General features: G+C 68.4%; 25 protein-coding genes. 8 read left to right on the top strand and 17 right to left on the bottom strand.

The genetic code is table 11. The features are described from left to right. Positions 1-126: 126 nt before the first annotated feature. Entirely contained in the window at positions 127-300 is a 174-nt protein-coding gene (locus tag CRP55_RS52850) for a hypothetical protein (RefSeq protein ID WP_179855081.1), read from the bottom strand. A gap of 75 nt (positions 301-375) precedes the next feature. Further along, a complete protein-coding gene (locus CRP55_RS08435; RefSeq protein ID WP_097319100.1) occupies positions 376-675 on the bottom strand; it encodes a hypothetical protein in 300 nt (99 codons plus the stop codon). Positions 676-867: 192 nt separating this feature from the next. Here CRP55_RS08435 and CRP55_RS08430 point away from each other — a divergent pair, with 192 nt between their 5' ends. Then, positions 868-1227: a hypothetical protein gene (locus tag CRP55_RS08430; protein ID WP_097319099.1), complete on the top strand. Its 360-nt coding sequence runs from the start codon at positions 868-870 to the stop codon at positions 1225-1227. Here CRP55_RS08430 and CRP55_RS08425 read toward each other — a convergent pair. The 3 genes from CRP55_RS08425 to CRP55_RS08415 all read right to left on the bottom strand — a co-directional run bounded on the left by CRP55_RS08425 (position 1203) and on the right by CRP55_RS08415 (position 4554). After that, complete coding sequence (locus CRP55_RS08425; RefSeq protein WP_097319098.1) at positions 1203-3377, bottom strand: MMPL family transporter; 2175 nt, start codon at positions 3375-3377, stop codon at positions 1203-1205. The genes CRP55_RS08430 and CRP55_RS08425 overlap by 25 nt on opposite strands. A 4-nt stretch (positions 3378-3381) precedes the next feature. Then, positions 3382-3882 carry a hypothetical protein gene (locus CRP55_RS08420; RefSeq protein WP_143234464.1) on the bottom strand — a complete coding sequence of 167 codons (501 nt, stop codon included), beginning with the start codon at positions 3880-3882 and terminating at the stop codon, positions 3382-3384. Positions 3883-4137: 255 nt separating this feature from the next. Beyond that, complete coding sequence (locus tag CRP55_RS08415; RefSeq protein ID WP_097319096.1) at positions 4138-4554, bottom strand: hypothetical protein; 417 nt, start codon at positions 4552-4554, stop codon at positions 4138-4140. A 99-nt stretch (positions 4555-4653) separates the two neighbouring features. On the opposite strand from CRP55_RS08415, the gene CRP55_RS08410 reads away from it, so the two are divergent. After that, positions 4654-4860, top strand: coding sequence for a hypothetical protein (locus CRP55_RS08410; protein ID WP_097319095.1), 207 nt, complete (start codon positions 4654-4656; stop codon positions 4858-4860). A 180-nt stretch (positions 4861-5040) separates the two neighbouring features. On the opposite strand, the gene gnd is transcribed toward CRP55_RS08410, so the two are convergent. From gnd to CRP55_RS08375, 7 genes are all read right to left on the bottom strand, one after another. Further along, positions 5041-6060 carry a phosphogluconate dehydrogenase (NAD(+)-dependent, decarboxylating) gene (gene gnd, locus CRP55_RS08405; protein WP_097319094.1) on the bottom strand — a complete coding sequence of 340 codons (1020 nt, stop codon included), beginning with the start codon at positions 6058-6060 and terminating at the stop codon, positions 5041-5043. A gap of 210 nt (positions 6061-6270) precedes the next feature. After that, on the bottom strand, positions 6271-6696 hold the full coding sequence (locus tag CRP55_RS08400) for an anti-sigma factor antagonist (RefSeq protein ID WP_179855080.1): 426 nt from the start codon (positions 6694-6696) through the stop codon (positions 6271-6273). Between the two features lie 59 nt (positions 6697-6755). Beyond that, on the bottom strand, positions 6756-7289 hold the full coding sequence (locus CRP55_RS08395) for a BON domain-containing protein (protein ID WP_097319092.1): 534 nt from the start codon (positions 7287-7289) through the stop codon (positions 6756-6758). 26 nt (positions 7290-7315) lie between these two features. Then, positions 7316-7891, bottom strand: a complete 576-nt coding sequence (locus tag CRP55_RS08390; protein WP_179855079.1) for an STAS domain-containing protein — start codon at positions 7889-7891, stop codon at positions 7316-7318. A 99-nt stretch (positions 7892-7990) separates the two neighbouring features. Next, complete coding sequence (locus CRP55_RS08385) at positions 7991-9070, bottom strand: enolase C-terminal domain-like protein (protein WP_097319090.1); 1080 nt, start codon at positions 9068-9070, stop codon at positions 7991-7993. Then, a complete protein-coding gene (locus CRP55_RS08380) occupies positions 9058-12141 on the bottom strand; it encodes an FAD-binding and (Fe-S)-binding domain-containing protein (RefSeq protein ID WP_097319089.1) in 3084 nt (1027 codons plus the stop codon). Before CRP55_RS08380 ends, CRP55_RS08385 begins: the two co-directional genes overlap by 13 nt. Next, on the bottom strand, positions 12138-13901 hold the full coding sequence (locus tag CRP55_RS08375) for a thiamine pyrophosphate-dependent enzyme (RefSeq protein ID WP_097319088.1): 1764 nt from the start codon (positions 13899-13901) through the stop codon (positions 12138-12140). The genes CRP55_RS08380 and CRP55_RS08375 overlap by 4 nt, the downstream gene beginning before the upstream one ends. A 243-nt stretch (positions 13902-14144) precedes the next feature. Between CRP55_RS08375 and ctaD the strand changes: the two genes are divergently transcribed. Further along, positions 14145-15893 carry an aa3-type cytochrome oxidase subunit I gene (gene ctaD, locus CRP55_RS08370; RefSeq protein WP_097319087.1) on the top strand — a complete coding sequence of 583 codons (1749 nt, stop codon included), beginning with the start codon at positions 14145-14147 and terminating at the stop codon, positions 15891-15893. Positions 15894-15896: 3 nt separating this feature from the next. Continuing rightward, a complete protein-coding gene (locus tag CRP55_RS08365; protein WP_097319086.1) occupies positions 15897-16562 on the top strand; it encodes a haloacid dehalogenase type II in 666 nt (221 codons plus the stop codon). Positions 16563-16568: 6 nt separating this feature from the next. On the opposite strand, the gene CRP55_RS08360 is transcribed toward CRP55_RS08365, so the two are convergent. After that, positions 16569-17075: a MarR family winged helix-turn-helix transcriptional regulator gene (locus tag CRP55_RS08360; RefSeq protein WP_245922875.1), complete on the bottom strand. Its 507-nt coding sequence runs from the start codon at positions 17073-17075 to the stop codon at positions 16569-16571. A gap of 220 nt (positions 17076-17295) precedes the next feature. On the opposite strand from CRP55_RS08360, the gene CRP55_RS08355 reads away from it, so the two are divergent. Continuing rightward, positions 17296-17736, top strand: coding sequence for a nitroreductase family deazaflavin-dependent oxidoreductase (locus CRP55_RS08355; protein WP_218854216.1), 441 nt, complete (start codon positions 17296-17298; stop codon positions 17734-17736). On the opposite strand, the gene CRP55_RS08350 is transcribed toward CRP55_RS08355, so the two are convergent. Then, complete coding sequence (locus CRP55_RS08350; RefSeq protein ID WP_097319083.1) at positions 17720-19438, bottom strand: chloride channel protein; 1719 nt, start codon at positions 19436-19438, stop codon at positions 17720-17722. The genes CRP55_RS08355 and CRP55_RS08350 overlap by 17 nt on opposite strands. A 196-nt stretch (positions 19439-19634) precedes the next feature. Here CRP55_RS08350 and CRP55_RS08345 point away from each other — a divergent pair, with 196 nt between their 5' ends. Together CRP55_RS08345 and CRP55_RS08340 are read left to right on the top strand one after the other, a co-directional pair. Beyond that, positions 19635-19961 (top strand): STAS domain-containing protein, encoded by a 327-nt coding sequence (locus tag CRP55_RS08345; protein WP_097319082.1) that lies wholly within the window; start codon positions 19635-19637, stop codon positions 19959-19961. Between the two features lie 443 nt (positions 19962-20404). Beyond that, a complete protein-coding gene (locus CRP55_RS08340) occupies positions 20405-20848 on the top strand; it encodes a response regulator (RefSeq protein ID WP_097319081.1) in 444 nt (147 codons plus the stop codon). Between the two features lie 74 nt (positions 20849-20922). Here the strand turns inward: CRP55_RS08340 and CRP55_RS08335 are convergent, their stop codons facing one another. Beyond that, positions 20923-21291, bottom strand: a complete 369-nt coding sequence (locus tag CRP55_RS08335) for a DUF1330 domain-containing protein (RefSeq protein ID WP_245922874.1) — start codon at positions 21289-21291, stop codon at positions 20923-20925. 235 nt (positions 21292-21526) lie between these two features. After that, positions 21527-22585: a DUF2855 family protein gene (locus tag CRP55_RS08330; RefSeq protein WP_097319079.1), complete on the bottom strand. Its 1059-nt coding sequence runs from the start codon at positions 22583-22585 to the stop codon at positions 21527-21529. Positions 22586-23047: 462 nt separating this feature from the next. On the opposite strand from CRP55_RS08330, the gene CRP55_RS08325 reads away from it, so the two are divergent. After that, positions 23048-23701, top strand: a complete 654-nt coding sequence (locus tag CRP55_RS08325; RefSeq protein WP_179855078.1) for an HIRAN domain-containing protein — start codon at positions 23048-23050, stop codon at positions 23699-23701. 234 nt (positions 23702-23935) lie between these two features. On the opposite strand, the gene CRP55_RS08320 is transcribed toward CRP55_RS08325, so the two are convergent. Then, positions 23936-24505, bottom strand: coding sequence for a hypothetical protein (locus tag CRP55_RS08320; RefSeq protein ID WP_143234461.1), 570 nt, complete (start codon positions 24503-24505; stop codon positions 23936-23938). Positions 24506-24601: the final 96 nt, after the last annotated feature.

The raw sequence follows: 24601 nt of genomic DNA, 5'->3' as shown, positions 1-24601 counted from the left end.
CAACCGCCGTCCGAGGTTCGGGGACCGGTCACGACGCCGCCCTGCGGCATCGCGGCCGGCGATGCTGAACGCCGATTCTCCACGGCGCACCCGGGAAACCGGCTCGGCCCGTTAGTCACGTAGCTGTCATAAGACCGTGTGCGGGCTGTCGTGTTCGCCCGCCGCTCTCAGGTCGGCGAGCTCGCCGCGCAGCCGGCGGATCTCGTCCAGGAGGACGGCGAGGTCCTCCCGGGTGACCTCGGTGGGCTCCTGCCCGGCCGCGATGCGGTCAACGATCCAGCTCGCCACCGAACCGGCCACGTTGCCCAGGCACCTTGGAACACACGCGTCTCCAGGCCGCTTCTGCTCATGCCGGCCGCTGGAGAAGTCCTCGGTCTACTCCGGATGCTCGTGCGCCTGCGACCGCGGACGCGCACGATGTCGCCGGTTCAGCAACGCGGCGACCAGGATGCCGACAACCACGGAAGGGACGGCTACCATCACGCCGGACCACTGCCACACCACCATCAGTACCGACAACGCCACCCACACCAGGCCGGCACCGATCACCAGCAGCACTCCCGCCAATGACTTCCACCGGAACGGGGCGCCGGTAGTGGCACCGAAGGACGGGTCCTCGGCGAGCAGGCGAGCGACGATCGCGTCGAATCGCGGATCGCGGCTTGGAGGTTCCACTGACGTTCACGCTCTCTGTCCGGCCTTGCATGCTCGCACCGATACTCGCCGACGAGGATGGCGCTGACGACTCGCTTCCATGACAGTGCTGTGACGTGCTCGGCCGGCCAATAGCGCCATCTGCAAGGTCGGTAGGTCATCCGACGCCGCCGCAACGGGCATTCAAGGGACGTACGCCGAGAGGAGCCCCCGATGCCCACCAGTACGCCGAACCGCTGGCTCATAATCCTCTGCGCCATGGCGTTCCTGCTCGGCGGGCTGCTCGGCGTGGGCCTGACCCTGTTGGTGCGCCCGGCGGCGACCACCTCTCGCCCCGCGGCGGCCGCTCCGATCACCTCGCCGAGCGCCGGCCTCGTGATCCCGGCCAGCTGCCGCCAGGCGGTCGACAAGGCACAACAGGCCTCGTCGACCGCCGAGGACGCGCTGCAGGCGCTGCGCCGCCTGGACACCGCGCGACTGCAGCGGCTCCTTGACCAATTGCAGGACGCTCAGCACGAACTCGATACTCTCGCGCAGCAGTGCCGCGATCAGACCGGTACACCCACGCGCTGAAGCTCCGCTCCGGCCGGCGGTCGCCGGCGCAGGCCCGGCCATCCCGCCGCGTCGCCGAGCAACGCCAGCAGGGCCGGCATCAGCAACGAACGCAGGAACAGCGCGTCCAGGAGCACGCCCACGGACATGGTGAACGCGATTTCAGCGAACGGGCGCAAAGGCACGAGGGCGAGCAGCCCGAAGCTGGTGGCCAGGATGACCGCCGCCGTGCCTACCGCCCGCGCCGACACGGGCAGCGCGATCACCACCGCGTCACGCATCGGCCGGGTGCGCGCCTCGTGCCAGACCTGTCCCACGGTGAAGATGTTGTAGTCGGATCCGAGGGCGACCAGCAGCACGGCGACAGCGAACGGGACATAGAAGGTCAGTCCGTCGTGGTTCAGGACCGTGTCGAACAGCAAGGTCGCCAGCCCCAGCGTTGCCGCCAGCGCCAGGACGTTGAGCAGCAGCAGGCAGACCGGTGCGGCCAGAGCCCGCAGGAACAACATCAGCATCAGCAGATTCACCACCAGGGTGGCCACGATGATCCGTTCGAGATCGGACGTGGTCTGCCCGACGATGTCGGCGGCCACCGCGGTGTCGCCCGCCAGGCCGGCGGTCACCCCGGACAGCCCCACTTCGGACAGCAACCGTGGCAGATCGGCACGCAGCGACGACAGCGTGCCGATGCCCGAGGCACCCAGCGGCAGACTGTCGAGCACCAGCAGATACCGAGCCGCGCTACCGTCTCGGGACAGCACCAGGCCCAGCTCGTCCGGAACGGGCTGGTCCGCCGGGCCCACCACGCCCGCGATCCCCGGACGGTCCGCGAGCATGCGCTGCAACCGGTCTAGGGCGGAGCGGTCCTGGGTGATGCCGGGCCGTTCCAACAGCAGAACGGTCGGCGAGACGATGCCGTCGGCGAATCCGGCGCGCGCCGCCACCGCGGCCTGGCGAACCTGGTCGTCAGCGGGCAATGACGAGACGAACGACAAGCCGAGTCCCAGGTGGCGTGCCGGTAGAGCGGCGACGGCGAGCACCAGGACGCCCAGAGTCAGCACGATCGCGGCCGGCTTGCGGCGCACCAGCCATTGGGTACGCCGATCGCGGCGTTCCCGGGCGGCTCTGGCCGCCTGGCCGGGCACGCGGTCGTGGCGGCCGGGCCAGAACGCGTACGGCCCGAGGATGGCGAGCAGAGCGGGCACGAGCGTGACCGCGACCGCCAAGCCGACGAGAACCGCCAGTGCCATGCCGGGTCCGAACGCGTGGAACAGCGGCGACTCGGCCACGAGCAGGACACCGGTTCCCGCCGCCACAGTCAGCCCGGCCACCACCACGATCACGGTGGTGGAGCGGGTCGCCCGGCGAGCAGCGATGAGCCGGTCGTGACCGGCCATGAGCTCACGCCGCAACGCGAACAGGTAGAAGACCACGTAGTCGGTGACCACACCGAGCAGCAGAGCTACCAGCAGCGGTCCCACCTCGGTGGGTACTGCCACGTCCAGCAACCACCCGAGCCAGCCGACAAGGTCGAGCATGACCAGCGCGGCGATGCCGGCGGTGACCAGCGCGATCAGTGGGGCGACGACTGATCGGAACGCGAGGCCCACCACGAGCAGCACAGCCGCCAGCGTGGCCATCTCGACGGTTTTGATCGAACCTTCGACGACCTCGCCCTGGGCCGCACGGGCGGGCAACGTTCCGGTCACGCCCACCACGGCGTCCTCGGGACCGAAGTGACTCTCAGCGAAACGCTGGGCCGCCGCGTACTGCGTGTTCAAGCCGACGTTCGGCGGAATGAACAACAACGTGATGATCGTCGTGCCGTTTTCCCGGCTGCCCGGGAAGACACCACCGGTGTTCGGGATCGGGATGGCACCCAGGATCGGACCGGTGTCGTCGTACTGCCGCTGGGTCGTCGCGGCAGCGCGGGCTACAGCTTCAGCCTGCGTCAGCGGCGACAGCCCGTCCGGATCACGCTGGACGACGGCAACCCGGCTCAGCAGCGGAAAGCCGAACCGCTGAAAGGAACGGATCTCCGTCTGCACGGGTGGGCTGTCGACGGCCACCAGACCGGACAGCCCACCCGTGCTTACCGGAGGGGTGAATAGGATCGCCACCGCGGCCAACACGAGCCAGCCGCCGAGCACAGCCCACCGCAGCCGGACCATCGGCTCAGGAAACCCGCTCGAACGTCCAGCTCAGGTCGGGTCCGCTGTCGGCGGTACGAACCTGAAGCCGGTTCTGCGCACACGTGTACGTCCCGCCGCGCAGAATGGGAAGGACATCGATAGCGTCGCCCGTGCCGGGCAGCTCACCTCCGGTCAGGCGTCCGATGCCGGCGTTGTCGAGCAACGTCACCGAGAACGGCTCACTCAACTTCACCGTCGCCCGCAGGTGATTCTGCGCCGCGTCGCGCGGCCGCCATTGCCCCGCGCCACCACCGCTAGGCTCGAACACCACAGCCGCCCGGACAGAACCCGAGTACGAGATCTGCCCGCGGATGGTCGCTCCGGCCGCCTCGGCTGAGAATGCGAGTGGTTCCGAACCTGTGAAACCGACATCGGTGGTGCCGTCCACGCCGACGTTCATGGTCGCCCCTGTGCCACCCGACACCTTGCCGCCGACGTTGCCGAACTCGCCGCTGACACCGGTCGTTCGCCAGTCGCCTGTCACGCACGCCGGAGAAGGCCAGATCGGCGACGCGGCGGCGGACGGCGACGACGGCTGCGGGGGCGCGGCCGCACCGGACCGGCCAGGCGCCTCGTCGCCGCAGCCGGCGGCCGCGGTGCTGAGAAGCAGTCCGATAAGAAGAAGAGAAGTCTTTCCTTTCATCGCCAGCCTCCGATCGCTGTGTTCGTCACCAGATGCCCACCCTGTGTGACGACGCTCCCGCGAGGGCGTGGCGATCGCGTGACAACACGCGCCGGCTCACTGCAGCGCCATGGCCCGCCTGGTCACGAGGAACGGGTCGGCCGCGAACCGGCTGTAGACATCGGCGTCGGGCGCGAGGGCGTACTCGTCGGCGTAGGCGGAGTAGTAGAACCTCTGGACGTTGCCCGAGACGATGACAAGTGAGCCTTTCTCCACGTCGCGGCTGGGGGCACAGAGAACCAGCAAGGGTTCGGCGCCGTTCTGGCGGGTGTCGACGACGAAGGACGTCTCGGTGATCACTTGGACGACCCATCCCGAGATGGTGACCGTCCGACCGATGAAAGAGGCATCGCCGAGGTAGCCGGTTGCCGAGGGCACCGGCGCCGGCCCGGCCCGGTCGGCCTCGCAACCTCCGGCACCGAGGAGGCATCCGGCGACGACCGTGGCTACGGCGACGTTCACGTGGCGGCTCATCCTGCCCGCTCCTTCCGTCATCGACCTGTCAAATCGTTGTGGGCCGACCGCCACGGTCCGCCGCGACGCTGGACACACATCGACGAAAGGACCGGGCGCATGCGCATCCCCCTGCCTCACCTGGTCGTCGGCGGCCTGAGCGTCGTCGCCGCCGGGCTCGTCACCTTGACCCTCTGGCTCGTGGTTCTCGGAGCCGCCGGACTGACCGCCTCGGTGATCGGCGCCTTGCCGTCGGGGCGCCGGAGTCCCCACCCCGCCGACCGAGCCGGCACAAGATCGGGCACCGGTCTCAAGCCCAGGATCTAACCTTGGGCCGGGCCGGAAGGCCCCTTCTGCTCCTTCGTCACAAAGCTGTCATGACCAGCTCGCGGAGGCATCGTGCCGCCTCACGTCCGGGCCGCGCTCAGGCGCCGGGGCTGGGCGGTGGGCTTCGGCTGCCTCGCCCTGCTCATCACGGCCGAGCCGGTTGCTCCTTCGCCGTCCGTATCACTCGGCCGGCTTCTCGGCATGACCACCGAACTGCTGGCGCATGGCCGAGAGCGTCTGGCTGGCGAAATGGTCCAGGCCACGAGAGCCGAACCGGGAGGCGAGCGCCGTCATCAACACCGGGGCGGGCACCCCTTCTTCGATGGCGGCCACGGCGGTCCACCGGCCCTCCCCGGAGTCCGATACCCGGCCGGAGTACTCGTGCAGGTCCGGCGATTCGGCGAGCGCGGTGGCCGTAAGGTCGAGCAGCCAGGACGAGATGACGCTGCCGCGGCGCCAAACCTCGGCAATCGCCGCGATGTCCAGGTCGTAGCGGTAGAACTCCGGATGTGCGAGCGGGGCGGTCTCGGCGTCGGCCTGCTGCTGAGCCGTACCGATACCGGCGTTGCGCAGAATGTTGAGGCCCTCGGCGTACGCGGCCATGAGCCCGTACTCGATGCCGTTGTGCACCATCTTGACGAAGTGCCCCGCCCCGGCCGGGCCGCAGTGCAGGAAGCCCTGTTCCGCCGGGGCGGGTTCACCGGTGCGACCGGGCGTACGCTCCGCCGCCCCGGCTCCCGGTGCGATCGCGGCGAACAAGGGCGACAACCGGCCGACCACGTCGCCTTCCCCGCCGATCATCAGACAGTAGCCACGCTCCCGGCCCCACACACCACCGCTGGTGCCCACGTCGACATAGTGGATCCCGCGATCCGCCAGAGCGGATGACCGGACGATATCGTCACGGTAGTACGAGTTTCCGCCGTCGATGATCGTGTCTCCGGCATCGAGGTGCTCGGCCAGCTCGCCGACAACGTGCTCGGTCGGACCGCCCGCGGGCACCATCACCCAGACGGCCCGGGGCTGAGCCAGCTTGCCGACCAGGTCGGCGAGCGATTCGCTACCCGTCGCGCCCTCGCCGGACAAGGCCTCGACCGACGCCGGATCGGTGTCGAACACGACGCAGTCGTGCCCGGCAGCCATGAGTCTGCGGACCAGGTTGGACCCCATCCGCCCGAGACCGACCATTGCTATCTGCATGACACCATCCTCGAATCATGACGCTCACCGGTCTTCGCCTGCATTCCCTCGAAGAGCGCCACGCGGGCCGGAATGCCGCGGCCGGCGAGCCACCGGTGAACATGGGGGGCGAAGCGGCCCGAAACGACCGCGGCATCCGGACACCACCATGACGCTCACCTATGGCGGCCGGACCCCGGCATCATGACGAATCGATGACTCTCGGCTGGCTCAGGCAGCCAGCCGCCGGCCAGCCGAGGCTACGGCGGCCGCATGAGCTCGGCTACGAAAGATCGGAAAGGCAGCGTCGAGGCCCGTGCCGGCCAACGTCCGCCTCATCGCCGGTGACGGCGCGACCAGGCAGAACCGGCAACCGCGACGATCCGCGCGCTGATGGGCCTGGATCAGCACGCCGAGGGAGGCACAGTCGATCAGCGAGACGTCGGATGCGTCGACCAGGATGTCGTCGCGGCGCTCGAGGCCGTCGGCGAGCTGGTCCTGCAACGGTTCGGCCACCTCGACGTCGATGTCACCATGGAGTTCGACCACAGCGGCACCGGCGAGCGTCACCGAGGTGATCCGGTCGGTCGGCATGCTGTCCATCCTGGCCTCCTCCACCGTCCAACACTTTTCGGTGTCAGACTGCTCGTCGGCCATGGCGCATTGCCCGCAACATCGTGACATCTCAATGACAACGCGGGCGCCGCTGTTTCGGATCACTCAGCCTTGCCGCCTTTCGGCCCAGTCACCGCGATCGCGGTGACGGCAAGTATGGCGGCCATCATGGGCACTCCGGCCCAACCGGTCACCAACAGATACCAGGGAAGCGCCAGCGAGAACACAATCGTGGCGGATACACCGGGTGCAGCCATGATGGCCCGAGCAACTCGCCGCAAGCCGGCCGCGTTCGAGGAGGAAGGGGTCAGACCGGCCACGATCGTGTCGAACTCGTCCTGGCTGCGCCGGGCCCGCGGGTCGGCACGAACCCGGAGGGCGTTGCAGATGTCAAGACCGGCGACCGTGGTACGGACAAGGTCCGCGGCTCTCTCCCGAGCCGCCCACGAGCTCACCGTGCCGTCGAGAACCACGACACCGTTCTGGACACTCACCCGGATCGGCTCATGGCTCGTCCGCTCGTCGCCATTCAACCCGAGCACCACGGCCAGCGCCGCGCGGACCTCGTCGGATGCGACGACAGGGTCACGTCTCCGGTGCTGCGCAAGGAACTCGTCATCCGGCAGCGGCTGCATAGGCGGCCTCCTCGGTCTTGCCGGCGCTACGCCGCGGCGCGATGGTCTGCGCGTGAGACGGCCACGACAGCCTGGCGAACGGTGCCGAAGGTCGGGAACGTGGCGTGCGGCCGCATCAGGCGTAACGAGGTGCGCACCGACCGCGACGGGCCGGCCAGCACCACCGTGTTGTGGTCGGGCTCCCCGGCCGTACAGGCATCAACGAACACAGCCAATGCCGCAGGATGGATCGTACGGGTCTCTGTCAGGTCGACGACGACGGCGCGGCGCGCCGACGCCGCGCCCGCAAGAGTTGTTCGCAGCGCCGCCGTGTCGCCGGCGCCGACGTCGCCGAAGAGGCGGAGTATCGCCGCGGCCGGCCGGAGCTCGACCGAGATATCCCCACCGGCCCGGGCTATGGTCCTTCCGTCCGCCGAGCATCGCCGGCAGTGGTGTGGACCGCGAGCGAACGTGCTCCCGGTCCAGCCGATCGAGCTCACCGCCACGTGAACCACGTGACCGTCGTGCAGCCCTCCTCCGTCCACCAGCGCCCGGCCGCCGCAGCCGTCACAGATGACCTGCACGCCCGGGCCCTGGCCGTACGTCACTGCTGTCACTGCCATCGCCGCATCTCGTCGTTCACGTCGATCAGCGTCGCGGACCCTTGTGGCGATGGCTCCGCGGGAACATGACAGTTTCATGACGACCCATGCACGAGTTGCTCAGCCGGTTCGCCACGGTTCGGCGTCCGAGTCGCGGAAGATCAGGCCGTTCCCCGGTGTCTGGCGGTTGACGGTGACAGCGCCGCCTTCGGCGCTGGTGGCGCCGTCGAAGAGCATCCGCTCGATGCGTACGTGGTCGTGGAACCATTCCAGGTGCCGCAGGTTCGGGGTGGCGGCGGCCACGGCCAGGTGCTGATGCGGGGCGCAGTGCCCGGAGATCTCGAGGCCGTGCGCGGCGGCTACGGCCGCTGCTCGCTGGAACTCAGTGATGCCTCCGCAGCGGGTGACGTCGATCTGCAAGCAGTCGACGTACGGGGCCATCCGTTTGAAGTAGACGAGGTCGTAGCCGTATTCGCCGGCCGTCACGTCGGGCGAGACGGCGTCGCGCACGTGGCCGAGTCCTTTCAGATCGTCGGAGCTCACCGGCTCCTCGAACCAGAGCACGCCGAGGTCCGCGGCCGCCCTCATCACCCGGACGGCCTGCTTGCGCTGGTAGGCGCCGTTGGCGTCGACGAACAGCTCGGCCTCGCCGATCGTCTCGCGGGCGGCCGCCATCCGGGCCAGGTCCCGGTCGATCTCGGTTCCCCACGACTCCCCAATCTTGATCTTGACGCGAGGAATACCCTCGTCGTGGACCCAGCCGGAGAGCTGCGCGTGCTGGCGGTGAGTGTCGTATGTGGTGAAGCCGCCGCTGCCGTAGACCGGGACGGCCGTGCGGGCCGAGCCGAGCAACCGGGCCAGCGATATCTCCAGACGGCGGGCCTTCAGGTCCCACAGCGCGTTGTCGGCGGCGGAGAGAGCCAGTCCGCCGATGCCGGGCCGGCCGGCGTTGCGCAGCCGCCGGCGCATGGCCGACCAAGCGGCCGGGGTGTCGTCCGGGTCGACGTCGGCGACCACCTCGGCCAGCAGGTCGTTCACGATCCCCACGATCGCCGGCGGCCCATAGGTCCAGCCGATCCCGGTGACGTCGCCGGCCCGGGCCTGGACGAGCACCAAGGTGGTGCTCGTCCAGGCCAGCGTGCCGTCGCCCTCGGGCTCGTCCGTGGGGATCGTGTACGCGGCGGCGGTCAGCGTGACCATCGGCGCAGCCCGTAGCCGAGCGCGACGGCCGCTGCGCCGGCCACTGCCGTGGTGGTGAGCAGTTGCAGCGGCCGCGACGGGGCGCCGGGACGATCGGCCCAGCGTTGCTCCGGGACGCCGCGCCCGTCGTCGCCGTCGAGGCCGGCGGCCAGAAGTTCGGCGAGGTGGACACCGCGACGGCCGCCGCTGTCGCTCTGCTGCACCTGGGTGCGGCAGCTGAACCCGTCGGCCAGGATCACGTCGCTCGGGGCGGCCTCGCGGACCGCGGGCAGCAGGACCCGTTCGGCGCAGGCCTCGGAGACCTCGTAGTGGCCCTGTTCGAAGCCGAAGTTGCCGGCGAGTCCGCAGCAGCCCGAGTCGAGCACGTCGACGTCGACCCCGGCGCCGGTCAGCAGCTTGGTGTCCGCGGCGAATCCCATGACCGCGTGATGGTGGCAGTGGGTCTGCACGTGGGCGGTGCGTGTGACCCGCGGCGGCTGCCATCCGGGCGTGTGTGCGGTGAGCAGCTCGGCCAGCGTGACGGTCTGCCGGCGCAGCCGTTCGACATCCTGATCGTCCGGGAAGAGCTCCTCGGCGTCACTTCGGAACACCGCGGTGCAGCTGGGTTCCAGCCCGAGGATCAGCGTTCCGGCCCGCAGGTGAGGGCTCAGCACCTCGACCGTACGCTGGAGAACGCGCTTGGCGACGTCGAGCTGGCCGGTGGAGATCCAGGTCAGGCCGCAGCACACCCGTTGCTCGGGAACGATCACACGCCAGCCCGCATCCTCCACTACCTCGACTGCGGCCATGGCTATGCCGGGATCGAAGTTGTTGGTGAAGGTGTCCGGCCACAGCACAACCTCGCCGCGCTCGCCGCCGCCGCGTGGGGTGCGGCGGGCGAACCACTGCTGGAAGCTCTCCGCGGCGAAGACCGGCACCTCGCGGCGGACGTCGACGCCGGCCGTCTTCTTCGCCAGCCAGGCCAGCCCGGGCGCGTGGGACAGGGCGTTGACCAGCCGGGGCGCCGTGGCGGTGACCGCGGCGGCGGCGAGCGGGAGCCAGCCCATGGCGTAGTGGGCCCGGGGCCGAAGTCGGCCCTCGTAGTGGTGGGCGAGGAATTCGGCCTTGTAGGTGGCCATGTCGACATTGACCGGGCAGTCGGCCTTGCAGCCCTTGCAGGCCAGGCACAGGTCGAGGGCATCTTTGACCTCGTCGGAGCGCCAGCCGTCGCCGATCGCCCCGCCGCGCTCGGCGCCGTCGAGCATCTCGAACAGCAGCCGGGCTCGTCCCCGGGTGGAGTGCTCTTCCTCCTTGGTCGCCATGTACGACGGGCACATGACGCCGCCGGAGTGCCGCCGGCACTTCCCGACACCTACGCAGCGCAGCACCGCCCGGCCGAAGCTTCCCTCGTCGTGCGGATACCGGAAGTGCGTGGCCAGGTCGCCATGGTTGTAGTCGGCGCCGAGCCGCAGCTGGCCGTCGAGGGGATCGGGAGCGGTGACCTTGCCGGGATTCATCCGGTTGTCCGGGTCGAAGATCGCCTTGAACTGGCCGAACGCGCGGACGAGGTCGTCGCCGAACATCTTCGGCAGCAGTTCCGCACGGGCCTGCCCGTCGCCGTGCTCGCCGGAGAACGAGCCGCCGTAGCGCACGACCAGGTCGGCCGCCCGCTCGATGAACGACCGGAACGCGGCGATGCCGTCGGCGTTCTCCAGGTCGAAGGGGATACGGGTGTGCACGCAGCCCTGCCCGAAATGGCCGTAGAGCGAGGCCTGCTGGTAGCCGTACTCCTCGTACAGCTTGCGCAAGTCCCGCAGGTAGTCACCCAGGTCCTTCGGGTCGACGGCGGAGTCCTCCCAGCCGGGCCAGGTGTCGGGCAGGCCCGGTACGCGGGCCGTGGCACCCAGGCCGGACTCGCGGATCAGCCACATCTGCTTCTCGTGGTCGGGATCGTCGAAGAACCCGACATCCGGCTCGTCGCGCTTCTTGCCCAGGGCGGCCAGCATCGCGTCGGCGGCCCCGTCCGCCTGCTCCTCGCTGTCGCCGCCCATCTGCACCAGCAGGTAAGCGCCCTGCTCCGGCAGCAACGCCAGCGCGTCGGGGTTGAGGTGCTTGCGCTGCTGGAAGTCGATCAGTTTGCGGTCGATGCCCTCCAGCGCGATCGGCTGGTGCGGCAGGATCTTCGGCACGTCGTCGGCCGCGGTTGCGATATCTGGATAGGACAGGAACGCCAGCGTGCGGGCCTTGACCACCGGCACCAGCTTGAGCCGGGCCCGCAGCACCGTCACGCAGGTGCCTTCCGTACCGACCAAAGCCTGCGCGACGTGGAAGTTCTTCTCCGGCAGCAGGCTGTCGAGGTTGTAGCCCGACACCCGCCGCGGAATGTCCGGATAGCGCGTACGGATCTGCGCCAGGTACTCATCCCGCAGCGCCCGCAGCTGCCGGTAGATCTCCGCCTGGCGACCCCCGGCCGCCACGATGCGGTCGTACTCGACCTCCGAGGTTTCCCCCACCCAGATGCGGGTGCCGTCGTACAGCAGCACTTCCAGCTCGACGACGTTGTCGACGACCTTGCCCGTACGCTGCGCGGTCGCTCCGCAGGAGTTGTTGCCGATCATCCCGCCCAGGGTGCAGTGATCGTGTGTGGCCGGCGACGGCCCGTACTCCAGGCCGGTGTCCTTCAACTGCTCGTTGAGCAGGTCGAGCACGATACCGGGCTCAACCAGGCAGGTCCGGTTCTCGGTGTCGACCTCGAGCAGCCGGTGGCAGTACTTGGACCAGTCGACGATCACGGCCACGTTGGTGCACTCACCGGCCAGACTGGTGCCGCCGCCGCGGGAGGTGATCGGCGCGCCGTAGCGGCGGCAGACCGCGACGGCGGCCACGGCCGCCTCCACCGTGCGGGGCACGACCACGCCAATGGGCACCTGCCGGTAGTTGGAGGCGTCGGTGGAGTACGCCGCGCGGGAGCCGGCGTCGAAGCGGACCTCACCGTCCACCTCGGCCGTCAGGTCCCGTTCCAGCGCGGCGACATCGATGTCGCCGGTGTCCGGCGCCCGCCGGACCGGATCGGGCAGATGAACCGTGGTCACGACCGCAGCTCGTTGATCTTGTCGCGGACCACGGTGGCCAGGGTCGCCGCCTTGTGCGGCTGCCCTTTCAGGAACGCCTCGGTGAAGTGTTTGGCCTGCTCGTACTTGACCTTGCCGGGCATCGGCGGCTCGTTCGGGTTGACGTCGATGTCGACCAGCGCCGGGCCGGGATGGGCCAGAGCGTCCGAGATCGCGCCGCGTACCTCTCCGGGCTTGGTGACCTTGACGCCGTAGGCGCCGCAGCCGCGCGCCCAGGTGGAGAAATCGGCCTCGGGCTGGCGGTGGCGCACGGCGTACTCGGGATAGCCGAGGACGATCTGCTCCCACAGGATCTGCCCGTACGAGTTGTTGTTGTTGATGATCACCTTGACCGGCAGGTCATGGCGTACGGCGGTGAGGAAGTCGGCCATCAGCATCGCGAACCCGCCGTCGCCGACGTACGCGATCACCTGCCGGCCCGGGAAGGCGTGCTGCATCCCGATCGCGTACGGCAGGCCGGGCGCCATCGTGGCCAGGTTGCCCGACAGGAAGTACTGCCGCCGGTCACGGATCGTCCAGTGCCGCGCCGACCAGGTGGCGATCGTTCCCGAGTCACAGGTCATGATCGCGTCGTCGGCGGCCAGCTCGTCGAGCACGCCCACGACGTACTGCGGGGCGATCGGGTCACGGCTCTCGTCCTGCAACGCCTTCATGTCGGCCCGCCAGGACTCCATCTCCTTGTGGTACTTGTCCAGGAATCCGCTGTCCCCGCCGCGCAGCAGCGGCAGCAGGCCCTGGAGGCCCTTCTTGGCGTCCGCGGTGATAGGGGCTTCCACCGGCAGCCGCAGCCCGATCAGCGTGGGGTCGGCGTCGATCTGCACGACACGCGCTGTGCCAGGGTCGGGCAGATATTTCCCGTACGGGAAGGAGGTGCCGACCATGAGCAGGGTGTCGCACTCCTCCATGGCCTCCTCGCTCGGCTTGGTGCCGAGCAGCCCGAGCCCGCCGGTGGTGACCGGGTGGTCGTCGGGCACGACGGCCTTGCCGGGCAGCGTCTTGACCACCGGGGCACCCAGCTTCTCGGCGACCGCGATCACCTCGTCGCGGGCGTGCAGAGCGCCGGCGCCGACCAGGATCACCGGTTTGGCCGCCGCGTTGAGCACCTCGGCCGCCGCCCGCAGTTCCGGTTCGCCCGGCGCCAGTTGCGGCCGGTCCAGGTTCGGCAGGCTCACCGGCTTGGTGCCCGGCGCCGGGTGCGCGTACGGGTCCTCGTCGACGGCCGCGATCTGGATGTCGTTGGGGAACGTCAGGTGCGAGACCGTCCGCTTGATCAGAGCGTTGCGGATGGCCAGGTCCACGACACCCGGCATCTGCTGCGGATTGGTGATCATGAGGTTGTACTCGGCCACGTCCTCGTACAGCCTGTCCAAATGGACCTCCTGCTGGTAGCGCGAGCCCAGCAGTGAGGTCTCCTGCATGCCGGTGATGGCCAGCACCGGCACGTGGTCGAGCTTCGCGTCGTACAAGCCGTTGAGCAGGTGGATCGCGCCCGGCCCCGAGGTCGCGGCGCAGACGCCCAATTTGCCGGTGGCCTTCGCGTAGCCCACGGCCATGAAGGCGGCCGCCTCCTCATGGTGCACCAGCACGAAATTCAGCTGGTCGGCATGCCGGCGGAAGCCCTCCATCAGCCCGTTGATGCCGTCCCCGGGAAGCCCGAAGACGGTGTCCACGCCCCAAGCGATCAACCTTTTGGCCAGGCTCTCGCCCACGATCTCCGGCATCGGGATTCCCTTCGTCGCGGATACGGCGTCGATCGGCACCGTCCACGCGGCTACCCGCCGCTCCAGCGGATAAACGCCAGGAGCACCGAAACAACATGCACAGTTACATCTATTTGAACGCTGAAGCGCGGCACCGGGCGGAAACTGCATGTCCTTCTACACTCATTCACGCCGTCATCGTTTACTCCGCTCGTCGAGGGGTAGGCGCGCCGCAACGTGACACCGATCCCGAGGAAAACAGCCGTGACCGCCGTTGCGCCCAGGCCGATCGAGACCCGGCCCTACCCGGTCCGGCCTCAGGTCCGGGGCTCGGCATTGGCCCGGGTCCTGCGCACGACGGACGCGAAGCAGATCGGGATCCTCTACATGATCACGGCGTTCGCCTTCTTCATGATCGGCGGGGCGATGGCGCTGATCATGCGGGCGGAGCTGGCCCGCCCGGGCATGCAGATTCTGTCCCCCGAGCAGTACAACCAGCTGTTCACCATGCATGGCACGATCATGCTGCTGCTCTTCGCGACGCCGATCGTGTTCGCCTTCGCCAACTATGTGGTGCCGATCCAGATCGGCGCTCCTGACGTGGCGTTTCCCCGGCTGAACGCGTTCGCGTACTGGCTCTACCTGTTCGGCGGCACCCTCACCCTCGGCGGCTTCATCACACCGGGTGGCGCGGCCGACTTCGGGTGGACGGCGTACAACCCGCTGAGCGACTCGCTGCATTCCCCCGGAGTCGGCGGGAACCTGTGGGTCGTCGGCCTGGCCCTCTCGGGCCTCGGCACGATCCTCGGCGGCGTCAACATGATCACCACGATCCTGACCCTGCGGGCACCCGGCATGACCATGTTCCGCATGCCGATCATGACGTGGAACATCCTGGTCACCAGCCTCCTGGTGATTCTCGTCTTCCCCTTCCTGGCCGCTGCCCTCCTCGCGCTGCTGGCCGACCGGGTGATCGGTGCTCACGTCTTCGACGTGCAGACCGGCGGCCCGCTGCTGTGGCAGCACCTGTTCTGGTTCTTCGGCCACCCCGAGGTGTACATCGTGGCGCTGCCGTTCTTCGGCATCATCACCGAGGTCATCCCGGTCTTCAGCCGCAAACCTCTCTTCGGTTACAAGGGCCTGGTCTCGGCCACGCTGCTGATCGCGGCCCTGTCGATGTCGGTGTGGGCGCACCACATGTTCGTCACCGGCCAGGTCCTGCTGCCGTTCTTCAGCTTCCTCAGCTATCTCATCGCGGTGCCCACGGGCATGAAGTTCTTCGTCTGGATCGGCACGATGTGGCGCGGTCAGATCAGCTTCGAGACGCCGATGCTGTTCGCGATCGGCTTCCTGATCACCTTCCTGCTCGGCGGGCTCACGGGCGTGCTGCTGGCCGCGCCGCCGGTCGACTTTCACGTCTCCGACTCGTACTTCGTCGTCGCCCATTTCCACTACGTGCTGTTCGGCACGATCGTGTTCGCGGTGTTTTCCGGCATCTATTTCTGGTTCCCGAAGATGTTCGGGCGGATGCTCGACGAACGGCTGGGTAAGGTCCACTTCTGGCTGACCTTCATCGGCTTCCACACCACCTTCCTGGTGCAGCACTGGCTGGGCACCGAGGGCATGCCCCGCCGCTACGCCGACTACCTGCCCGGTGACGGGTTCGCGACGCTGAACGCCGTGTCGACCATCGGCTCGTTCATCCTCGGCCTGTCGACGCTGCCGTTCCTCTACAACTGCTGGAAGTCCTACCGGGCCGGCCGTACGGCCACCGCGAACGACCCCTGGGGCCACGGCAACTCGCTGGAGTGGGCCACCACCTCGCCGCCACCGCTGCGCAACTTCGACAAGATGCCGCGCATCCGCTCCGAGCGCCCGGCCTTCGACGCCAAGTTCCCCGAACTGGCCGCCGGCGCCCAGTCCGCCGATGGCCCACCCGAGGGCGGCACCCGCCATGAGAATCCGGGCCGAGGCGGGGTCCCACGAACGCCGGCCGGACGCGGGAAGATCTGAGGCATGACGGTCATCGCCTTCGATGTCAACGAGACCCTGCTCGACCTGCGAGCCCTGGACCCCCTGTTCGCCGACACCTTCGACGATCCCGGGTCACGTGGACAGTGGTTCGCCCAGATGCTTCAGGTCGCCTTCGTGGGCGGCCTCACCGGGCAGTACGTCGACTTCACCACCGCCCAGCACGCCGCCCTGAGCATGCTGGCCGACCGGTTGGGCAAGCCGCTGCCGCCGGAACGGGCAACCGCGATCGTCGAGGCGATGAGCGCCCTTCCACCTCACGCCGAGGTGCCGGCCGCGCTGGCCCGGCTGCGCGAGGCCGGGTTCACCATGGTGGCTCTGACGAACTCCGTGCAGTCGGTGGCCGAAGCGCAGCTCCGGTACGCCGGTCTCGGCGAGCTCTTCAACGCCGCGATCTCCGCTGATTCGGTACGACGGCTGAAGCCGGCCCCCGAGCCCTATCACGCGGTCGCGCAGCGCTTCGGTGTCGAGCCGTCGGAGGTACGTCTGGTGGCCGCGCACGCCTGGGACGTATCCGGCGCGCTGGCCGCCGGATGCCGCGCGGCCTTGGTGCGACGGCCCGGGGTGGTCGCCATCCCGCTCGGCGCACAGCCCGACATCGTAGGGCCGACGCTGACCGAGGTGGCCGATCGAATCATCGCGGCCCGGTAACTGCGGTCAGCCGTCCGAGGCGGTACCCGAGTCGTGCCAGCGTCGCCACCATTCGGCATCGGGCACCTCCCCGGTCGCTTCGACAAGCGCGTTGAGCACCGACGCGAACGCCAGCGGCCGGGTCAGCGACAGCTCGGCGATCAGCTCGGCCAGCCGGTCACGGCGCCGTCGCATCACCTCGCCGACCAGCTCACGCCCGGCATCGGTCAACGTGATCCAGGCCGCGCGCCGGTCGTGGAGCCGCTCCTCCCGCGCCACCAGACCCTTACGCACCAGCCGCTGGCACATGCGGACCGCGGTCGAGGAGGTCACGGTGAGCTCGCTGGCCAGATCGACGATCCGCTGCGGCCCGCGCGAGACCAGCACCACGAGCGTACGGAACTGCGGCAGAGTCACGTCCTCGTCGAGACCGCTGAGCGAACGGGCCGTCTCGGCGACGAAGGCCCGGCTGAGCGCCAGCAACGCCCCGACCACCTCGTCCTCCCCCGGCGACAGGGCCATCTGTGAAGTCACGCGCCCACTCTGACACGCCGTCGGCACGCCGGATCGCGGCACCCCGGCAGCGTCCCGCCCGTTCCCGAGAATGGTGTAGTAATACACCTATTGTGGATCCATCCTACGAGCCGCCGCGCGACAATGCGGAGCACCGACACCGTCGCACGCCCCGCGGAGGTGGGAGATGACCAGCAGCAGGACACTCCACCGGTGGACACGCCGTCTGTTCCGTGCGCCGGTGAAGCTCTACCGCCTCCGTCTCGGATGGCTGTTCGGCCGCCGGCTGGCGATGGTCGAGCACCTCGGCCGGCGGACCGGCCACCTTCATCAGGTGGTGCTGGAGGTCGTCGAGCTCGACCCGGCCACAGGGGCCCTCACCGTGGCGTCGGGCTTCGGGCCGAAAGCCGACTGGTATCGCAACCTGCGGGCTCATCCGGCCACCGACGTCGTCATCGGCATCCGCCGGATCGCCGTCCGGGCCGAGCCGGTGCCCACCGAGACCGGGGCTGAGATCATGCGGGGCTATGCGAGGCGGCACCCGCGAACAGCACGCCGCCTCGCCGGCTTCCTCGGCTACGAGCTGGACGGTACCGACGACGACTTCGCCGAGTTCGGGCGTACCCTGCCCTTCCTACGGCTGATCCCCGACGGGCGAAAGTCGATCACCCGCCCGGCCTGATCCCGGCCGCGGCGCGCAGCAGGTCGCGATGGGTCAGCCAGGCCGACGGCACACCGGCGGCGCCGACCGGCAGGCCCGCCCCGCCGTGGCGGGTCAGCTCCGCCAGCGCCTCCTCGAGGGACTCGTCGCCACGCAGCATCGGCACCACGTGAGCCAGATCAGCCGCGGTCACCTCGCCCGCCGCGTCCTGCACCGCCCGTTCCACCTCGAGCGCGGGGACCACGCCGAGCAGGTGTCCCACCTCGTCGAGCACCGGCAACGCCATGCGATCGTCGGCGGCGAACCGTGCCGTCAGCTCGGGCAGGCCGGTCTGCGGCGCCAGTGGCGCCGGCAGCGGCCCGGCCGCGGCCGAGACCGGGATACGGGCCAGGGCGCGGTCGGGCGCGCCCAGATCGATGCCGCGCCGCAGCAGCTTGCGGGTGTAGATGGTGTCCCGGCTCAGCAGCTTGGACACGCCCGCGGCGAGGGCGATCGCCAGCATCAGCGGCAGGATGATCCGGTACTCGCCGGTCAGCTCGAACATGATCAGGACGGCGGTGATCGGGGTACGCGCCGCCCCCGCGAAAACCGCACCCATACCCACCAGCGCATAGGCGCCGGGCGAGGGGACGAGCGCGGGGTCGAGGGCGCGCAGCACCAGACCGAACGCCTCGCCCAGCATCGCGCCGACGAACAGCGACGGCGCGAACACGCCACCGGAGCCGCCGATTCCGATGGTCAGGCTGGTCGCGAGGATCTTGCCGACCAGCAGTAGCAGCACGAACCCGATCGCGTAGCCACCCGCGACCGCCCGCCCCAGTACGGGATAGCCGACGCCGTACATCTGCGGCAGCACCAGGAGCAGACCACCCAGCAGCAGGCCACCCACGGCCGGCCGCAGCCACTCCGGGCCCCGCCACAGCCGATCGCACAGATCCTCGACGAAGTAGAGCGTCCGCGACCAGCCGACACCCACCCCGGCCGCGAGCAGCCCGAGGACGGCGTACGCCACGTACTCCCAGGCCGAGCTGATCGAGAACGACGGCAGCGCCAGGAACGGATGATCCCCGAACGCGGCCCGGCTCAGGGCGGCGGCCGCGACCGCGGCCAGCACGACCGCGGCGAACGACTCGACGGCGAAGTCGCCCAGGATGAGCTCGAGCGCGAAGAAGACCCCAGCGATCGGCGTGTTGAACGTGGCCGCGATACCGCCGGCCGCCCCGCACGCCACCAGCAACCGCAGCCGCGATTCGGGCAGCCGCACCAACTGGCCGAGGCTAGACCCGAGCGCCGAGCCGATCTGCACGATCGGCCCCTCCCGGCCCACCGAGCCGCCCCCGCCGATGCACAACGCACTGGCCAGCGCCTTGACCACCGCCACCTGGGGACGAATCCGGCCGCCGCGCTCGGCGACCGCGTACATCACCTCCGGCACCCCGTGACCGCGAGCCTCCCGCGCGAACCGGTACACCAGCGGACCGTAGAGCAGACCGGCGATCACCGGCGTGACCAGCAGGAACCAGCGACCGAGACCGGGCAGATGCGCGCTCGCCGCACCGGCAACGGCGGCATAGTCGTCATAGCCGGTGAAGACGTGCGTCGCCGTCTCGATCAGCCAGCGGAAAGCCGCGGCCCCGAGCCCGGCTCCCAGCCCGACTGTCACGGCCAGACACTGCAAGCCGACCATGCTGCCGTGAAGCCAGCCCCAGAACTTTTGATGCATACATACATCTTTCCATCGCCTCTGACCGGCGAGGCACCGGCCACCTGTGACATGCCGCCGGAGGACGACCGGCCCGAAGCAGAGCCTGTCGCGGAATCGTGCCGACCTCGACTCGTGATCGTCGCAGAGGCAGCGGAAAGTCGAGGAAGAAGTGCGCGTCACAGCGCATCGGTCACCCACGATTCGAGGATCTGCGATGACTTACGTGATCAACACACATCGACTGCCCGGCCCCGCCATGGCGATCGCGATCGAGCCGCAAGGACGGATCGCCTCGGCGGAAGCCGCCGATCTGCTTCGAGGCCGATTCGTCATGGTCCTGGCCGCCACGCACCCGGAGCGCATTGTCGTGGACTTCAGCGCTGTTCCGGAGATTTCGGAAGCGGGTGTCGACGCGCTGCGAAAGGGACGTGACAAAGCGACCGCTGAACGGGCGAGCGTCGAAGTGCTCCACGCAGCACCGCAGGTGCATGAGAAGCTTCGCAGGCATGGGCTGGCGGAATTGGTTGACGAGCCCGCATAGCGGCGCAATCCCGGCTGGCCAGATCACCGGCACACTCCCGAGGAGAGCTCAGCAAGCCCTGAGCTCTCCTCGGAAATGCGACGGTTATGTGACAACGGCGCGGTAGCGGCATTCCCGGTGATTACCGATGGCAGGCTGGTCACATCCGAGGGATCCGAGCGGCGGGAGAGCCATGGGCACGGTATTCGCATGTGTCGCGGCCATGGGAGCGATCAGCGCCGCGATAGGTACGGTCTATTCGATCGGATGGCTCATTCTCGCCGGCGGCATCGCATTTATCGCCGGCGCGCTGGGCACTCCGTCGGGGGCCTCGCGGCAGTGAGTTCAGGTCCACTTCTGACATGACAGTCGTGTGACAAACACGGTCGCTACCACCAACAGTGCTGACGACCGGACTATCCTCAGCGACCTGTGTACAGGTGCATGTTTCTGATGAGCTGGGGATGACGGTGAACAACGGCACAGCCGTCGACATACTGCTGGTCCAAGACGACCCGGCCGAAGCGCTGCTCCTGGCCGACGAGCTGGTAACGCACAAGGTCGTCAACAAGGTCCAAGCGGCATACGACGCGCCGACAGCGCTCGCCTACCTGAACGGAACCAGCCCCTTCGGCCGCCCCGGCACACCCGACCTCGTACTGCTCGATGTAAAACTGCCCGGCCGCGACGGCCGCGTCATCCTCGACCGCTTACGGACACTCCCCGCCGCCCAGGAAGTGCCCGTCATCCTTTTGACCGACTCCCCCGAAGCCGAACGCATCCTGCGGCAGGAACAACTGCCGGTCCAGGGATACGTCGCCAAGCCGGTCGACTTCGCCTGCCTGATGACAATCGTCCGGTCGATCGACAGCCTCGGCCTGCAGGTCCTGAAGTCTCTTGACCATTGAGGCGAGCGCGGACCGCTTGAAAAGCATCGACCGCACCCCACCGGTGTCCTAATGCGAGCAACTGCGTGGAGGGATCAGGCGAGTCTTCCCCACTGACGGGTGGGCTGGAGCACGGTCGCGCGTAGCGCCTGCTTTCTGAGATGAGCTATGCGCCGGTAGTCGGGGTCCTCGATCATCCGCAGGAACGTGTGACGATCGGGATAGCGGACCAGCAGGACGGCATCCCATTGCTCGGCGGAATCGGTGACAAGAGGGTCTCCGCCGTCTCCGGCGTAGACCACCTCAATGCCGTACCGGCCGGCGAGCGTCTCCCCGAACGCCTTCGTGTACTGCTGGTAGAGCGTTCGCCCGCCCTCAGCGAAGCGCAGCAGGTTGAGCATTACCACCGGCCGGTCCGGTTGGTCCTCGAGAAAGCCGGCAGGGAGTTGTTCGGCCGGTTCCATAGCCACTTCCTTACAGGGCGGGACGCGCCACGTCGTCCTCATGGTCCATCACGTCATTCTTGGTTCTCGTACGGTCTCTCGCCGAACGGCACGGCATCGATCCTCACCGTGGTCGGCGATAGCCCGGCCGACCACCAGCTCGCCAAAGCCGCCGGAATCGGCCGCTCCCCCTCGTACGCCGGACACCTCACCGGCGGAGGCTTTCGGCGCGGGCGCCACCGACCGGATCGGCGGGTCAGAGCCGCATAACGTGGCCCTGCCGCGCCGCGACCTTGCCGTCGACAAGATCCAGCCAGACCCGCCGCAGATCATCAGGACCAACGCCGGCCCGCACCTCGATCCACTCCCCCGCCGCCGCCGCGAATCGCTGCCAGGCGGCTGCGAACCTGTCCTCCAAGCCGTCGCGCCCCCAGTCCTGACGCCGTTTGCGCATCTGGACCGGCGCGAAGAACACCTCACCCGCCGCTTCGGCGTTCGGCACCTGGTTGGTCAAACCGACCGCGATGTCCCGTACGAGCCGGTCGCCGAAGCGCTCACGCAGCGCGGATCGGGTGGCCGGCACGCCGGACAAGTCAAGGTAAACCACCGACGCGGCGTCCAGGCCATCAACCTCGTCGTAGGACAGCACCTCGTCGTAACAGCCCAGGGACCGGGTGAAAGCGACGTTGCCGGACGACGTCAGGCCGATCAGGCGCGGCCCACGACCTCTCAACTCGTACGCGGCGGCGTACGCGGTCTTGCTGGAAGCCGAGGAGAACACCACGGACTCCGCACCATAGAAATCGTTGTCGGCCACCTGATCGGCGAGCATGAACGAGGTGAAGAACAACGGCCGCAACAGCACCAGCAGATCCTCGTGGTCCTCCCGGTACACGCGATCGCCGGTCGTCAACCGGTAGGCGTTGTACGGCGAAGGCAGACCGGCTCGATGCCCGCTGGCATCACGAAACCCGGAGACGTCGACCCGCTCCGGCCGCACCACCAGATGCGACGCCGCCGGAAGGTATCCGTAGAACCGCTGCCCCACCTTGACCCCCGGCGCCGCCGACTCGACCACGTCGGCGAAGCCCCACAGCGGTGGCACCCCCCATTCGGGCCCGATCCCGGCCGGGAAGAAATCCCAGTAGCGCATCGACTCGCCCAGCACCGCGTATGTGACGTTGTTGGCGGTCAGCCCGACGCGGTCCACCCGCAGCAAAGCTTCACCAGCATCGGGTACCGGCGTCGCCCCTTCGACGACAGTGGGTTTGCGGAGGTCGTCCCGGAGAACCGCGAATGTCCACGAGGCAGGCATGCTCCGACGCTAAAGTTCCTCACCGGAGCACACAAGTGCACTCAGAGTGCAAAATCTCTCCCCCTGGCGCCCACCTCGGCCGAATGGCCCCACCGGCTACGGCGCACCACCCTGACCTGGGTCGAACGCAACCTCGGCTACGGCATCGCCCGCGCCTACGCCGACAACACCGGCCCCGCCACCACGACCTACACCAAAGCCGACCTCCAAGCCGTCGCCACCGCCCTCGCCGCACTCATCGGCCAACCACATCCACTCGCGACCAGCCTCGACAACCTCGGCATCCGCACATGACAGTCGTTCCTCATAGGGTGTCCAAGCCGACGCAACAGCCCCAGCCCGGCGAGGTTGAATCGTCCTATGAGTCTGTTTAGCCTCGCCGTTGCCGCTGGCTCCGTCACCGCAGTCAGGTGAGCCGGTCAGCGGATGCCGAGCGTCCGGCCGACGTGTCACAGTCCCAGGATGGGACTGCTCGACGCTATCCGCAGACGACGCTCCTCACCGCCAGCCGCGGACACCAGCGATACGCCCGAGCCACCACGCCGGACCGTCGCCGCCCCGCCGGTGCAACGCACCCGCGAGGACAGTTGCTACGTCCCAGCCGACGTGGACGCGACCCGGTTCATCGGCGCCGACGGACTACCAACGCTGCACTTGATCTCATACCGCGACACCGGCGGCGAGAAAGTCCTACGGCTATGCGAAGACGCCACCGGACTGCTTGTAGGCCCGTCGCATCGACGCCTCGCGCACGCCGGAATCTACATGTCGCAACTACGCGGGGAGGCATACCACGAGCAGGCATGTAAGAGCGGCGACTTCCAACCGGGCACCCTCGTGAAACTGGTCCGCGAACCCGACAACGCCTACGACCCGAACGCCGTAGCCGTGTACGACAAGACCGGCCGCCACCTCGCCGCGTACCTGAACAAACAGAAAGCGCGAATGGTCGCCAAACTACTCGACACCGGCGTCGACCTCCGCGCGATCTCAATCCGCGGCACCGGCCCCAACCAACCGTGTACCCAAATCGCGATCCTTACGGCCGAACCGCGCATCCTCGCCCGGCTGACCGAGCCGCGCCCGAACCACCTGCCCGCCCCAGCCCGGCCATAACGATGCAGCAGCCGTGAGCCTTCTCGGCACCGGCACAGGGACCTGACGCCGGCGGGTCATCACAATCCGGACAGCGCGGGATCAGCGATACACGTCCAAACTTCCATGCCAGTCTTGCAAGGCCGGCTCGTTGCGCTGATCGCTCATGACGCGGATCCCGGTCTCCGCTCCATCGAGCGAGCCGGCGACCTAAACGAAAGCCCGAGGTTAATTGGTCACCGCGACGCAATATTTCTAGTTGATGTCGTAGAACCATTTATTGCGTTCGGCGAGCGCCGAGATCGGTTCGACAGATGCCATCTTGGTGGCGAAATTTTCGACGGCACGCTGGACGACGTCCGCCGGCCAATCGGCTGGATTTCCTAGGATCTCCGACGCCTTGGCTGCTTGGACAACGCCAAGTTTCACGTCGCTCGCCCACCCTCCGGCGGGGACGACGTCTCTCACGCCGCGCAGGGTCTCAATTTTCACGGTCTTCTCGGTCCCGGCTATGCGCAGCAGGGAACGCATATCGCCTATGCCGGTTTCCAGTAGTTCGCGGTAGTCCGCGGAGAGTTTCCTGTTGACCTGCTCCAGGCTACTTTCGGTTACCACGGCGCGAAGTAGCCAAAGGACGCGTGGTGAGTAGGAGACGAGGTTGCGTCTCAACTGGTCCTGGAGGACGAGGGCCGTTCCCGCGGAGCGTCTACCGAACGTCTTCAGGGCCCTCTCAAGCATCCGAACGTGCTTGATCTCGAGTTGGCCGACCGCGGTATTGAGGTCGTCGGCCAGTTCGATCACCACATTGGTGTGGGCGATCGTCAAAAGCGAGAATAGTCCGTGGCGATGGGCCTGGCCGCTGCCTGCTGACCGCAGGCGTAGGCGCCACCAGGCGGCGTCGCCTTTTCGTGCTCGGGCTTG

Source organism: Paractinoplanes atraurantiacus (assembly GCF_900215205.1).
Lineage (GTDB): Bacteria > Actinomycetota > Actinomycetes > Mycobacteriales > Micromonosporaceae > Actinoplanes > Actinoplanes atraurantiacus.
Note: the sequence above shows the minus strand (reverse complement) of the source record. Positions and strands in the feature narration are given on the sequence as shown.

Coding starts and splice junctions, on each gene's coding strand:
- CRP55_RS08430 (WP_097319099.1), top strand. CDS start 868: ATGCCCACCAGTACGCCGAACCGCTGGCTCATAATCCTCTGCGCCATG.
- CRP55_RS08425 (WP_097319098.1), bottom strand. CDS start 3,377: ATGGTCCGGCTGCGGTGGGCTGTGCTCGGCGGCTGGCTCGTGTTGGCC.
- CRP55_RS08415 (WP_097319096.1), bottom strand. CDS start 4,554: ATGAGCCGCCACGTGAACGTCGCCGTAGCCACGGTCGTCGCCGGATGC.
- CRP55_RS08410 (WP_097319095.1), top strand. CDS start 4,654: ATGCGCATCCCCCTGCCTCACCTGGTCGTCGGCGGCCTGAGCGTCGTC.
- gnd (WP_097319094.1), bottom strand. CDS start 6,060: ATGCAGATAGCAATGGTCGGTCTCGGGCGGATGGGGTCCAACCTGGTC.
- CRP55_RS08400 (WP_179855080.1), bottom strand. CDS start 6,696: ATGGCCGACGAGCAGTCTGACACCGAAAAGTGTTGGACGGTGGAGGAG.
- CRP55_RS08395 (WP_097319092.1), bottom strand. CDS start 7,289: ATGCAGCCGCTGCCGGATGACGAGTTCCTTGCGCAGCACCGGAGACGT.
- CRP55_RS08390 (WP_179855079.1), bottom strand. CDS start 7,891: ATGGCAGTGACAGCAGTGACGTACGGCCAGGGCCCGGGCGTGCAGGTC.
- CRP55_RS08385 (WP_097319090.1), bottom strand. CDS start 9,070: ATGGTCACGCTGACCGCCGCCGCGTACACGATCCCCACGGACGAGCCC.
- CRP55_RS08375 (WP_097319088.1), bottom strand. CDS start 13,901: ATGCCGGAGATCGTGGGCGAGAGCCTGGCCAAAAGGTTGATCGCTTGG.
- CRP55_RS08365 (WP_097319086.1), top strand. CDS start 15,897: ATGACGGTCATCGCCTTCGATGTCAACGAGACCCTGCTCGACCTGCGA.
- CRP55_RS08350 (WP_097319083.1), bottom strand. CDS start 19,438: ATGCATCAAAAGTTCTGGGGCTGGCTTCACGGCAGCATGGTCGGCTTG.
- CRP55_RS08345 (WP_097319082.1), top strand. CDS start 19,635: ATGACTTACGTGATCAACACACATCGACTGCCCGGCCCCGCCATGGCG.
- CRP55_RS08340 (WP_097319081.1), top strand. CDS start 20,405: ATGACGGTGAACAACGGCACAGCCGTCGACATACTGCTGGTCCAAGAC.
- CRP55_RS08335 (WP_245922874.1), bottom strand. CDS start 21,291: ATGGAACCGGCCGAACAACTCCCTGCCGGCTTTCTCGAGGACCAACCG.
- CRP55_RS08330 (WP_097319079.1), bottom strand. CDS start 22,585: ATGCCTGCCTCGTGGACATTCGCGGTTCTCCGGGACGACCTCCGCAAA.
- CRP55_RS08325 (WP_179855078.1), top strand. CDS start 23,048: ATGGGACTGCTCGACGCTATCCGCAGACGACGCTCCTCACCGCCAGCC.